The organism is Stenotrophomonas sp. YJH_SMC_106-19 (genome assembly GCF_059368375.1).
In genome coordinates, this window is sequence record NZ_JCAFRQ010000001.1 from 1,070,428 (window position 1) to 1,082,693 (window position 12,266).

At 67.1% G+C, this 12,266-nt stretch carries 13 protein-coding genes; 5 read left to right on the forward strand and 8 right to left on the reverse strand.

Going from position 1 to position 12,266, the window contains the following annotated elements; genetic code table 11:
* Window positions 1–24 precede the first annotated feature (24 nt).
* The 4 genes from fghA to AC5P5M_RS04735 form a co-directional block, all read right to left on the reverse strand.
* Window positions 25–855, reverse strand: coding sequence for an S-formylglutathione hydrolase (fghA, locus tag AC5P5M_RS04720; protein WP_065181736.1), 831 nt, complete (start codon window positions 853–855; stop codon window positions 25–27).
* A 51-nt stretch (window positions 856–906) separates the two neighbouring features.
* On the reverse strand, window positions 907–2,016 hold the full coding sequence (locus AC5P5M_RS04725) for an S-(hydroxymethyl)glutathione dehydrogenase/class III alcohol dehydrogenase (protein ID WP_164152833.1): 1,110 nt from the start codon (window positions 2,014–2,016) through the stop codon (window positions 907–909).
* 58 nt (window positions 2,017–2,074) lie between these two features.
* Window positions 2,075–2,350 carry a metal/formaldehyde-sensitive transcriptional repressor gene (locus AC5P5M_RS04730; RefSeq protein ID WP_053517440.1) on the reverse strand — a complete coding sequence of 92 codons (276 nt, stop codon included), beginning with the start codon at window positions 2,348–2,350 and terminating at the stop codon, window positions 2,075–2,077.
* Window positions 2,351–2,418: 68 nt separating this feature from the next.
* Entirely contained in the window at window positions 2,419–3,441 is a 1,023-nt protein-coding gene (locus AC5P5M_RS04735; protein WP_241685994.1) for a glycoside hydrolase family 43 protein, read from the reverse strand.
* A gap of 130 nt (window positions 3,442–3,571) precedes the next feature.
* Between AC5P5M_RS04735 and AC5P5M_RS04740 the strand changes: the two genes are divergently transcribed.
* On the forward strand, window positions 3,572–3,976 hold the full coding sequence (locus AC5P5M_RS04740; protein ID WP_495205616.1) for a VOC family protein: 405 nt from the start codon (window positions 3,572–3,574) through the stop codon (window positions 3,974–3,976).
* Window positions 3,977–4,007: 31 nt separating this feature from the next.
* Here AC5P5M_RS04740 and AC5P5M_RS04745 read toward each other — a convergent pair whose 3' ends face one another.
* On the reverse strand, window positions 4,008–4,676 hold the full coding sequence (locus tag AC5P5M_RS04745; RefSeq protein ID WP_495205617.1) for an SMI1/KNR4 family protein: 669 nt from the start codon (window positions 4,674–4,676) through the stop codon (window positions 4,008–4,010).
* 66 nt (window positions 4,677–4,742) lie between these two features.
* A complete protein-coding gene (locus tag AC5P5M_RS04750) occupies window positions 4,743–5,627 on the reverse strand; it encodes a LysR family transcriptional regulator (RefSeq protein ID WP_053517444.1) in 885 nt (294 codons plus the stop codon).
* A gap of 106 nt (window positions 5,628–5,733) precedes the next feature.
* Here AC5P5M_RS04750 and AC5P5M_RS04755 point away from each other — a divergent pair, with 106 nt between their 5' ends.
* Window positions 5,734–6,786 (forward strand): NAD(P)-dependent alcohol dehydrogenase, encoded by a 1,053-nt coding sequence (locus AC5P5M_RS04755; RefSeq protein WP_053517445.1) that lies wholly within the window; start codon window positions 5,734–5,736, stop codon window positions 6,784–6,786.
* Window positions 6,787–6,979: 193 nt separating this feature from the next.
* Here the strand turns inward: AC5P5M_RS04755 and AC5P5M_RS04760 are convergent, their stop codons facing one another.
* Window positions 6,980–8,344 (reverse strand): glutamate--cysteine ligase, encoded by a 1,365-nt coding sequence (locus AC5P5M_RS04760; RefSeq protein ID WP_065175138.1) that lies wholly within the window; start codon window positions 8,342–8,344, stop codon window positions 6,980–6,982.
* Between the two features lie 152 nt (window positions 8,345–8,496).
* On the opposite strand from AC5P5M_RS04760, the gene AC5P5M_RS04765 reads away from it, so the two are divergent.
* The 3 genes from AC5P5M_RS04765 to AC5P5M_RS04775 all read left to right on the forward strand — a co-directional run bounded on the left by AC5P5M_RS04765 (window position 8,497) and on the right by AC5P5M_RS04775 (window position 11,459).
* Complete coding sequence (locus AC5P5M_RS04765; protein ID WP_065175139.1) at window positions 8,497–9,201, forward strand: VIT1/CCC1 transporter family protein; 705 nt, start codon at window positions 8,497–8,499, stop codon at window positions 9,199–9,201.
* Complete coding sequence (locus AC5P5M_RS04770; RefSeq protein ID WP_460255992.1) at window positions 9,198–10,022, forward strand: helix-turn-helix transcriptional regulator; 825 nt, start codon at window positions 9,198–9,200, stop codon at window positions 10,020–10,022. Before AC5P5M_RS04765 ends, AC5P5M_RS04770 begins: the two co-directional genes overlap by 4 nt.
* A gap of 465 nt (window positions 10,023–10,487) precedes the next feature.
* Complete coding sequence (locus AC5P5M_RS04775) at window positions 10,488–11,459, forward strand: MBL fold metallo-hydrolase (protein ID WP_495205618.1); 972 nt, start codon at window positions 10,488–10,490, stop codon at window positions 11,457–11,459.
* 67 nt (window positions 11,460–11,526) lie between these two features.
* On the opposite strand, the gene yihA is transcribed toward AC5P5M_RS04775, so the two are convergent.
* Window positions 11,527–12,129 (reverse strand): ribosome biogenesis GTP-binding protein YihA/YsxC, encoded by a 603-nt coding sequence (gene yihA, locus AC5P5M_RS04780; RefSeq protein WP_065181801.1) that lies wholly within the window; start codon window positions 12,127–12,129, stop codon window positions 11,527–11,529.
* Window positions 12,130–12,266 lie beyond the last annotated feature (137 nt).

The window sequence follows — 12,266 nt, forward strand, 5'->3', positions numbered from 1 at the left end:
GACCGCAGCTGTCACGCGGGCTATTCAGCCGTGCAGCGCGCGGGCGTGGTGAGCGATGTGCTCGCCGATGAAGCTGGCGATGAAGTAATAGCTGTGGTCGTAGCCATCCTGCAGGCGCAGGGTCAGCGGATGGCCGACGGCGTCGCAGGCCTGCTGCAGGCGCTGCGGCTGCAGCTGGCTCTGCAGGAACTCATCGGCCCCGCCCTGGTCCACCAGCAGCGGCAAGCGTTCGCTGGCCGCAGCGATCAGTTCGCAGGCATCCCACGCGGCCCAGTCGGCGCGGTTGTCGCCCAGATAGGCCTGGAACGCCTTCTGTCCCCAGGGCACCTGGCTGGGGGCAACAATCGGCGAAAATGCCGACACGCTGCGGTAGCGCCCCGGATTGCGCAGCGCGACCACCAGTGCACCGTGGCCCCCCATCGAGTGACCACTGATCGCGCGGGCCCCGGTCACCGCGAAGTTCGCCTCGATCAGCGCCGGCAGTTCCTGCGCCACATAGTCATGCATGCGGTAGTGCTTGGACCACGGCTCGCGGGTGGCGTTGAGGTAGAAGCCGGCACCCTTGCCCAGATCGTAGCCCTCCGCGTCGGCGACATCGTCGCCACGTGGGCTGGTGTCGGGCGCGACCAGAATCACGCCATGTTCGGCCGCATAGCGCTGCGCGCCCGCCTTGGTGATGACGTTCTGTTCGGTGCAGGTCAGTCCGCTCAGCCAGTACAGCACCGGCAGCGCCTGCGTTTCCGCCTGCGGCGGCAGGTAAACGGCGAACTGCATGTCGCAGCCCAGCGTGGACGAGGGATGACGGTACACGTCCTGCCAACCGCCGAAGCAGGCACGATGTTCGATGCGTTCCATGGTGTCTCTCCAGAAGGGTGGCAGCCCTGACGGCCTGCCACCCGGGATGGCTCAGTAGTGCACGACCGAACGGATCGACTTGCCTTCGTGCATCAGATCGAAGGCATCGTTGATCCCGTCCAGATCCATGGTGTGGGTGACGAACGGCGCCAGTTCGATGTCGCCCTTCATCGCGTCCTCCACCATGCCCGGCAGCTGGCTGCGACCCTTGACGCCACCGAAGGCCGTGCCCATCCACTTGCGGCCGGTGACCAGCTGGAAGGGACGGGTGGAGATTTCCTGGCCGGCGCCGGCCACGCCGATCACCACGCTCTGGCCCCAGCCACGGTGCGCGCACTCCAGCGCCGCGCGCATCACGTTGACGTTGCCGATGCACTCGAAGCTGTGGTCCACGCCCCAGGTGGTCATTTCAACAATGACCTGCTGGATCGGCTTGTCGAAGTCCTTCGGATTGATGCAGTCGGTCGCACCGAACTCACGCGCCAGCTCGAACTTGGACGGATTGGTATCCACCGCGATGATGCGGCCGGCCTTGGCCTGGCGCGCGCCCTGGATCACGGCCAGGCCGATGCCGCCGAGGCCGAACACTGCCACGCTGTCGCCTTCCTGCACCTTGGCCGTGTTGTGCACCGCACCGATGCCGGTAGTGACACCGCAACCGAGCAGGCAGACATGTTCCGGGTTCGCCTGCGGATTGATCTTCGCCAGCGAGACTTCGGCCACCACTGTGTACTCGCTGAACGTCGAGCAGCCCATGTAGTGATAGATCGGCTCGCCGTTGTAGCTGAAGCGGCTGGTGCCATCGGGCATCACGCCCTTGCCCTGGGTCGCGCGTACCGACACGCACAGGTTGGTCTTGCCACTCTTGCAGAACAGGCATTCGCCGCACTCGGCGGTGTACAGCGGAATCACGTGGTCACCCGGCTTGACGCTGGTCACGCCCTCGCCTACGTCCACCACGATGCCGGCACCTTCATGGCCCAGCACCACCGGGAACAGACCTTCCGGATCATCCCCTGACAGGGTGAACGCATCGGTGTGGCAGACGCCGGTGTGGGTGATCTTGACCAGCACTTCGCCGGCCTTCGGCGGGGCGACGTCGATCTCGACGATCTGCAGCGGCTGGCCGGGAGCAAAGGCGACGGCGGCACGGGATTTCATGGCGGGATTCTCCAAAGACAGGCAGTAACAGATGGACGACGCTATGCTGCGCCGTTGCTTATTTCAGGTACGAGCGGATCAGCCCGCTCATCTCGCGCACGCGCTCGGCGCGCTGTTCATCGGACGCTGCAGGTTGTCCGAACTCTTCGCGCAGGTGGGCTTCCATCACCTCGGACATCAGCCCGTTGACCGCCCCGCGGATGGCGGCGATCTGCTGCAGCACGGGCCCGCAGTCGGCGCCGGCTTCCAGCGCACGGTCCAGTGCATCGCACTGGCCGCGGATGCGGCGCACGCGGGCCAGGACCTTCTTCTTCTCTTCGGGAGAGTGCGGCATGGCAGGGCCATCCAGGAACTATACTGGGGGATAGTATACACAGGTGACGGAAAGGTACATCCTGCGCCTCAGCGCAGGCGGTGCGCGGGTACGCCCTCGTGCGTCATCTTCACCGGCAGGATGCGGCCCTGCGCGTCGAAGTACAGGCGATCGATCGCGGTGACGCGGGCATTGCGGTCGGTCTGGTCGAGCGGCCGGCGGTGGTAGACGATGTACCACGTGTCATCGCCGGGCGCGTGGATCAGGGAGTGGTGCCCGGCGCTGGTCGCGATGGCCGGGTCCTGCTGCAGGACCCGGCCGATGCGTGTGAACGGCCCGGTCGGCGCGTCGGCGATCGCATAGGCCACCGAGTAGTCCGGCTCGCCCCAGCCGCCTTCGGACCACATGAAGTAGTAGCGACCGCCCCGCTTGAACATCAGCGGACCTTCCACGTACTCCGGCGCCGGCGTGATCTCCTTGAACAGCGTGCCGTCGTCCCAGGGCAGCAGGCCGCTGAAATCCGCCTTCAGGCGCACGATGTTGGCGTGCTTCCAGCCGCCATAGATCATGTACCAGGCACCATCGTCATCCTTGAACACATACTGGTCGATCGGCTGCGCGCCATTGTGGAACGCGCCCACCAGTGGCTTGCCGAGCAGATCGCGGTAAGGCCCTTCGGGCTGGTCGGCCACGGCCACGCCGATGCCACCGGTCTCGCCGTCGTTCTGGATGTCATTGGCGGAAAAGAAGAAGTAGTAGCGCCCGTCGTTGGCCACCACCGAGGGGGCCCACAACGCCTGCCTGGCCCAGGGAATGTTCTCGATGGACAGCACGCTGTCGTGCCGGCGCCAGTGCACCAGGTCGGGCGACGAAAAGGCATCGAAGGCAACCTGTTCTGCATAGGGCCGCGAGCGCGTGGGGAAGATCCAGTAGGTGCTGCCGAATACGGCCGCCTCCGGGTCCGCGTACCAGCCCGGCAGGATCGGATTGCCGGACATCACCGGTGCCTGGCTGTCACGCGCATCCGCGATGCCGACGCCAGTGGCTGCGAGCAGCACGGCCAGTGCGGCCCCCCTCCCCCATTCGCGCAGTCCCATCAGAGCCACTCCCATGCAGGTTCGATCGCTCGAGTCTAGAACGATCGCCGGCGCCTTTCCGCGACACGCTGCCTCAAACCGCGCACCCTCTTGATCGACGGGAATCATCGGCGCATGGTGCCTGGCACAACGCAGGACCCTGGCCATGATCCCCTTCATCATCAATCTGGACGTTCCGGACCTCGCGACCGCCGAGGCGTTCTACACACGCGCCTTCGGCCTCCATGCCGGGCGCCGTCTCGGCCCGGAGGTGCTGGAACTGCTGGGCGGCCCGACCCCGCTCTATCTGCTGCAGAACGAAGCGGGCAGCGCGGCTACCGTCGACGGTGACGTGCGGGATTACGAACGTCACTGGACCGCGCTGCACATCGACTGGATCGTGGAGGACCTCGACGCCGCGCTTGCCCAGGCGTTGGCGGCAGGCGCGGCGCTCGAGCAGGCGCCACGCGAGCGTTCATGGGGGCGCATCGCAGTACTGGCGGATCCGTTCGGGCACGGCTTCTGCCTGATCCAGTTCACCGGCCCCGGCTACGACGCCTTGCTGGATTGATCGGCGGAGTGCACCGGGCCCGCCGCCAGCATCAACGCACGTAGGGGAATGATTCGTCCAGCCGCTCGAATCCGATCAGCTGCTGCACCAGCGCCTGCGCCTGATCCTCATCGATCTCTCCCTGCTCGATCTCTGCGCTGCGTGCAAACAGGGCCTCCAGCGCAGTGGCCTGGTCGTCCCGCAGCCACGCGCGATGCGAGCCCAGCCAGCGCTGGAGATTGTCGGCCAGGTCACCGTGCGACAACAGCGTGTAGGGGGCCTCGTAGTCCGCCACTGCCTCCACCATCTTGCGGAACAGGAAATCCTGAAGGTTGCGGGCCAGTACGTCAGCGCGATCATCGTCGTGCCACACCAGCAGCACCGGCGGCTCGTCGCAGCCCGGCGCATTGGTCCAGAAGCAGTAGCTGTCACCGGCCCCCGTGCGGGCGAACGGCAGCAGCTGCAGATCCTCGCGCAATGGGTTGTAGTGATCCTCTGCAGTCAGCTCCTGCCAGGCCTCGAGCAGTTCGCCACGCTCAAGCGGCTCGTAATCCTGCGCATACAGCAGAATCGGCGGTACCGGTTGCAGCTCCGGAAGGCACACCTGCGCCCATTGCGGATGGGTCGCCCCCCAGCTCAGCCGGTCTTCCGCATCGAGCCGGTGGTAGAGAGCAGGAAAGGTCTGGCCGGTGGCCAGTTCGATCTCGGCAAGCGTATGCATGAACGTCCCTGTGATTGGATCGGCACGCACTTTACCTCGACAGGCAGCATCCGCGCAGGCACGGATCTATTCGCGCAGCATGTCCACGAATGCGCGCAAGGCCGACGCCATCTGCCGTTGCCTGGGGTAATACAGCACGAAGCCGGGAAACGGTTCGCTCCAGTCCTGCAGTACCGCCACCATCCGCCCGGCTTCGATGTGCGGGCGCGCGGCATCCTCAAGCACATAGGCCAGGCCGAAGCCATCCAGCACCGCGCGCATGATGGTGGTCTGCTCGCTCAGCGTCAGTCGCCCACGCACGTCGATTTCCAGCGACTGCCCATCGCGGTCGAACTGCCACTTGTACAGGTGACCGCTGGCGAAGCGGAAGCGGATGCATTCGTGCTGCAGCAGGTCGCGGGGATGCTGCGGCGCCGGGTGCTGGCGCAGATACTCGGGCGAGGCCACGATCATGCCGTGCAGGGCCGGGCCCAGCGGCACGGCCACCATGTCCTCGGGCACGAACTCATGCAGCCGCACGCCGGCATCGAAGCCTTCGGCAACGATGTCCACCAGCCCATCGTTCTCGGTCAGCTCCAGGCGCACATCGGGGTGCGCGCGCAGGAAGCGGGTCAGGCGTGGGCCGAGCTGGGTCGGCACTGCCGCGCGGGCCGCGTTGATGCGCAGCAGGCCCGTCGGGCTGTCCCTGAACTGGTTCATTTCCTCCAGCGCCTCGTGCACCTGACCCAGCGCCGGCTGCAACCGGTCCAGCAGGCGCTGCCCGGCCTCGGTCAGGGCCACGCTGCGGGTAGTTCGATGGAACAGGCCCACCCCCAACCGCTCTTCCAGTGCGCGGATCGCATAGCTCACCGCCGAGGTCGACAGGGCCAGCTCGGCGCCGGCCCGGCGGAAGCTGCGGTGGCGGGCCACCGCCGCGAAGGCGGCCAGGTGGGTGAGATTGTCAGTGGCCATGATTGTGCAGTCTGCCTTGATGAATCATGCCGATATCCACGCTTTGTGGGCGGGTATGAGGGGCGTATTGTAAAACGCCTTTCCACAAACCCGCCAAGGATTCCCCATGTCCCTCGCCCATGGTTATGCGGTGCGTACCAATACCGCTCCGCTCGAGCCCTTCACCTTCGAACGCCGCGCCGTCGGCGCCAACGATGTCCGCATCGAAGTGCTGTACAGCGGCATCTGCCACTCCGACCTGCACCAGGCCCGCGACGACTGGGGCGGCGCGGAGTACCCGATGGTTCCCGGCCACGAAATCATCGGCCGCGTGGTCGAAGTCGGTCCGGCCGTCACCCGCCTCAGCGTCGGCGATATCGCCGGCGTCGGCTGCATGGTGGATTCCTGTCGCCATTGCGATGCCTGCGACCACGACCTTGAGCAGTACTGCGAAAAGGGCCCGACCTATACCTACAACAGCCGCGACCGCAATACCGGTGAGCTGACGATGGGCGGCTACTCCGACCACATCGTGGTCGAGCAGCGCTTCGTGGTGAAGGTCTCCGAGACGCTGGACCTGAAGGCCGCCGCGCCGCTGCTGTGCGCCGGCATCACCACCTACTCGCCGCTGCGCCACTGGAAGGTCGGCCCCGGCCAGAAGGTGGGCGTGATCGGCCTGGGCGGTCTGGGCCACATGGGCGTGAAGTTTGCCAAGGCGATGGGCGCCACCGTAGTGATGATCACCACCACCCCGGAAAAGGGCGCCGACGCCAAGCGCCTGGGCGCGGACGAGGTGCTGGTCTCGCGCGATCCGGCGCAGATGAAGGCGCACGCCAACAGCTTCGACTTCCTGCTCAACACCGTGCCGGTCAGCCATGACACCAACCCGTACATGAGCCTGCTCAAGCGCGATGCCACCATGTGCCTGGTCGGCGTCATCACCGAGCTGGACCCGCCCCTGATGGGTGCCAGCGTGATCTTCGGCCGCAAGCACGTCACCGGCTCGGCCATCGGCGGCATGGCCGAGACCCAGGAAATGATGGATTTCTGCGCCGAGCACAACATCGTCAGCGATGTTGAGGTGATCGACATCAAGGATGTCAACCACGCGTGGGAGCGCATGGCGAAGAACGATGTGCGCTATCGCTTCGTGATCGACATGGCCAGCCTCAAGGCCTGACGGCCCGGGTGATGGAATGAAAAACCCCGGCGTCGAGGCCGGGGTTTTTTCTGCGCGCAACACCCGCCGGGCATGGCCCGGCGCTACCGGAATCATGGCGGGCATGACCCGGCGCTACCGGAATCATGGCGGGCATGGCCCGGCGCCGCCGGAGCCCTGGCGGGTAGCGCCGGGCCATGCCCGGCGCCCGCATTCAGTACGCGAATTCCCGGAACACCGGATCCACGTTGCCGTGCCAGCGACCATGGAACAGCGCCAGCTTGCGCTCGGCCGGTGTCAGGCCGGATTCGACGATCTCCTGCAGCACATCCAGGAACTTGCTCTCGTCCTGGCCATCGGCATTGCGCGCGGCGCGGCGCTTCAGGCCTTCAACGGAAATCTTCACCGCCTCGCGCGCCAGATCGCGCACGGTGCCATCGCGGAACGGCAGGTTCATCGCATGCTTCGGCACGCCGTCGCGCAGTACATGGCGCTCGGCCAGGGTGAAGTCACGCACCAGATCCCAGGCCGCATCCAGCGCGGTGTCGTCGTACAGCAGGCCGACCCAGAACGCCGGCAGGGCGCACAGGCGGCTCCACGGACCGCCATCGGCGCCCCGCATCTCCAGATACTTCTTCAGGCGCACTTCCGGGAACGCCGTGGTCGTGTGGTCCGACCAGTCGCGCAGGGTCGGCAACTCGCCCGGCAGCACCGGCAGCCGGCCCTGCATGAAATCGCGGAAGCTCTGCCCGCTGGCATCGTGGTAGATGCCATCGCGGTAGGAGAAGTACATCGGCACGTCCAGCAGGTAATCGACGTAACGCTCATAGCCGAAGCCATCCTCGAACACGAAGTCGAGCATGCCGGTGCGGTCGGCGTCGGTGTCGGTCCAGATGTGCGATCGATAGCTCAGGTAGCCGTTCGGCTTGCCTTCGGTGAACGGCGAGTCGGCGAACAGCGCGGTGGCGATCGGCTGCAGTGCCAGCGAAACGCGGAACTTTTTCACCATGTCCGCTTCGCTGGCGTAGTCCAGGTTGACCTGCACCGTGCAGGTACGGGTCATCATGTCCAGGCCGAGCGAACCGACCTTGGGCATGTACGCGCGCATGATCCTGTAGCGGCCCTTCGGCATCCACGGCATCTCATCGCGCGCCCACTTCGGCTGGAAGCCCATGCCCAGGAAGCCCAGCTGGAGCTCGCCGGCCACCTGCGCCACTTCGTTCAGATGGGTACCGGTCTCCACGCAGGTCTGATGGATGGTCTCCAGCGCCGCGCCGGACAGTTCCAGCTGGCCGGCCGGTTCCAGCGTCACCGACGCGCCATCGCGCAGCAGGGCGATGGTGTTGCCGTTTTCCTGCACGGGTTCCCAGCCGAAACGGACCAGGCCGTTGAGCAGGGCCTCGATGCCACGCTCGCCTTCAAAGGCCGGCGGTCGCAGGTCGTCCAGGCGGAAGCCGAACTTCTCGTGCTCGGTGCCGATGCGCCACTGCGCGCGGGGCTTTTCGCCGGAGGCGATCACCTCCACCAGCTGCGAGCGGTCGGTAATGGGCGTATCGGCGACGTGGCTGGGGCTCGACAAGGGGAAGACTCGCTGTACGGTGACGGGGGATGTGGGGCTGGGAGCCTTCCATCGCAAGGGCGCACTATAGCGTGGCGCCCCGTCGCAGCATGCGACGGAGACGGGTTTCAGCATCCTACCGACGACCTCTTGACCCTCGTACACTGCAAGGCATGACCCGTCATTCGCGCCATCCGGAACGACACAGGGCCGACCGCGTCGGCTGGCTGCGCGCCGCCGTGCTCGGCGCCAACGACGGCATCGTTTCAGTGGCAGGGCTGGTGGTCGGCGTTGCCGCCAGTGGCGCATCGGCCAGCACCCTGCTGGCCACCGGCCTGGCGGGCACGGTCGCAGGGGCGATGTCGATGGCCGCCGGCGAGTACGTCTCGGTGCAGACCCAGGCCGACACCGAAGGCGCCGACCTGGCAATGGAGAAGCGCGAACTGCAGGACGATCCGCACAGCGAGCTGGAAGAGCTGGCCGCCATCTACCGCCATCGCGGCCTGGCCCCGGCGCTGGCGCGGCAGGTGGCCGAACAGCTCACGGCCCACGATGCCCTCGGTGCGCACGCTCGCGACGAACTGGGCATCACCGATACCCTGCGCGCCCGGCCGCTGCAGGCCGCACTGGCCTCGGCCGCAGCCTTCACCTGTGGGGCGGCCCTGCCGGTGCTGACCGCACTGCTGGCACCGGCCGACTCCGTGGCAGGGGTGACCACCGCCAGCACCCTGCTGGGTCTGTGCGTGACCGGCGCGATGGCGGCCCGCGCCGGAGGTGCGCCTGCCCTGCGCGGCGCCCTGCGCGTCATGTTCTGGGGCGCACTGGCAATGGCTGCAGCCGCCGGCGTCGGCCGGCTGCTGGGAGCCCACGTGACATGACCACGATGCTGCCCGCCGCAACGGCGCTGCTGGCCGAGATGTCTTCGCTGGCCGGTTGTGATCGCGCCGAGGGTTATGCCTGCATCACCGCACGGCGCGAGCATGGCGCCAGCTCGGTGGAGATCCCGCAACCGCAGTTCGCGATCCTGCTGGAAGGACGCAAGCAGGTACGTACCGCACACCAGACGCTGGAGTTCGCGCCCGGCGACATACTGCTGCTGACCCAGCGTTGCCGCATCGACGTGGTCAACCGTCCAGACCCGCGCAGCGGCCGTTACCTCAGCGCCATCGTGCCGCTGTGTGCGGAAGTGCTGGCCGCGGCGCGGACACTGTGGAACGAGGAACTGCCCAACGCTGGTCCGTCGATGGCGCGATTGTCGCTGGCCGAACATGGCGCCGTGCTGCGCCGCTGGCGGCAATCGCTGCAGGATGGCCATTACAGCGACGCCCGGCTGGCCCTGGCCTCGATGGTGCTGACCCTGTGCCGGCAGGGCCACGGCAACCTGCTGCTGCCCACGGCACCGACACTGGGTGAGCAGATACGGGATCGTGTCGCCGCTGAACCTGCGCGCGACTGGCAATCGCGTGATCTGGAGGAGCAGTTCGCCCTGAGCGGCGCCACCCTGCGTCGCCGGCTGGCGGCCGAGCGTACCAGCCTGCGCCAGCTGCTGACCGAGGCACGACTGGCCCACGCCATGCAGTTGCTGTACACCACCGACCTGCCGCTGAAGACCGTGGCCGCGCGCGCGGGCTACCGTTCCGCGGCCAGTTTCAGCAAGCGCTTCGCCGAGCAGTACGGACTGGCTCCTACAGACATCTGAGGGGGTCAGGCAGGGCTGCGCCCTGCACCCACAGTGTGCCGCCTTCGACAGATTCCGGCGGCTGTTGGTAGGTGTCGACCTTGGTCGACACCTCTGTCAGATATCGAATGAAATTCCGGGGTCAGATCCGTTTTCCTGCGGAAAACGGATCTGACCCCAAGAGCATTTCCGACAGATCGTGGAAAACTGTCGAAGGCGGGGTGGGTCTGGTTGCGGGGGAGTGAGCGCCATGGATGGCGCGACCGAGCCTACAGGGACGTATTTACGGCGTCCCCCGCAGCCGGACCCACCCCGCCATCCACGGATAGCCCGCTGTTGCTTCGGCCGTTGCCTCTGCGGGTGCAGGGCGCAGCCCTGCCAGCCCCCACTCCCTGAGCATTCCGCGCAGCGGTTTGAGCGCCGCGCGCACGCCGGCCACGGCACGCTAGCCGCAACGGAACCGCCCGTCCTCCATCGAGAACCCTCATGACCCTGCATCACCTGCCGCTGCACGGCGCCCTGCTGCTGGCCCTGGCTACGCTGCCGCTGACCGCACTCGCCGAAGCCACCTCACCCGCACCCACCCGGCAGATGCCCGGCGTCTATCACCACCGCATCGGCACCCTGCAGGTCACCGCCCTGTTCGATGGCGTGGTCGCACTCGGCCGGCAGGAAGTGGTCGACGTGCCGCCGACGCTGGTCACCCGCCTGCTGGAAGGCCGCTATGTCCCCGAAGGCAGCAAGGGCCTGCAGACCGCGGTCAATGCTTACCTGATCCGCCAGGGCAATCACCTCACCCTGGTCGACACGGGCACCGCACAGTGCTTCGGTCCCGGCCTGGGCCAGGTACTGGGCAACCTGCGTGCCGCAGGCGTGGATCCCGCCGAGGTGGACGACATCCTGCTGACCCACGCCCACCCCGACCATCTGTGCGGCGTGCTCGACGCGCAGGGCAAGCCGGCCTATCCGAACGCGACCGTGTGGCTGTCCAGGGCCGACGCGGACTACTGGCTCAACCCGGCCAGCGAAACCACCGCACCGGAGGGCGTGCGCTTTGCCTTCCCGCTCGCCCGAACCGCCGTGGCGCCTTATCAGGCCAGCGGCCACCTGCGTACCTTCCAGCCTGGCGATGCCCTCCCCGGCGGTGCCCTGGCGATGGATACCCATGGCCACACCCCCGGCCACGTCTCTTACCGGTTCGACAGCCAGGGCCAGTCACTGCTGGTGTGGGGCGACGTGCTGCACTTCCACGCGGTGCAGTTCGCCCACCCGGAAGCCGCGTTCGAGGCCGATTCGGACCGCAAGGCGGCCACGGCCAGCCGCCGCAGTCTGTTGCAGCAGGCCACCGCCGGGGCGTGGTGGGTGGCGGGTGCGCATCTGCCTTTCCCGGGCCTGGGCCACGTGCGCAGGGAAGGCCAGGCCTATGCCTGGGTGCCGGCGGAGTATTCGCCATTGTGAGGGTGTGCCGACCAAGGTCGGCACCCACCGATCCGGTAGCGCCGGGCCATGCCCGGCGGGCGAGAGGTTATTCCAGTCCCAGCCAGCCACCGATCACGGCACGGGCTTCGTCCACGCCGGTGCGGTCTTCGCCGGAAAACACCTGCACGCTGACGCTGTCGCCGTAGGCCGACTGCAGTTCCTTGCGCACCTTCTGCAGCGTCTGCACCTGCTGGCCGCGGCCCAGCTTGTCGGCCTTGGTCAGCAGCGCATGCGCCGGCAGGCCGCGCTGTACGGCGTAAGACAGCATCTGGCGGTCGTAGTCCTTCAGCGGGTGGCGGATGTCCATCACCACCACCAGCCCCTTCAGTGCCTCCCGGGTACGGAAGTACCGGTCGATGAAGGCCTGCCAGTGCGCCTGCAGCTCCAGCGGCACCTTGGCGTAGCCGTAGCCGGGAAGGTCGACCAGGCTTGCTTCCGGGGTGATCTGGAAGAACACCAGCTGCTGCGTGCGGCCGGGGGTCTTGGAGACGCGGGCCAGGGCATTCTGCCGGGTCAACGCATTGAGGGCGCTGGACTTGCCGGCGTTGGAGCGGCCGGCGAAGGCCACTTCGGCCCCTTCGTCGGGCGGCAGCTGCCGCGCGTTGTGGGCCGAGAGGTGGTAACGGGCGCGTTCAAGGAGCAATGACATGCGCATAGGATCGCATGTTGCGGCGCCGCGCGCCCGTGCCGACGGCCCCAGCGGGGATTTTGCTGCACTGCTTCGTTGACCGTGCGTGGAAACGCCGTTGATAATCCGGACGATGCCGGCGGCCACCGCCCGGCCCG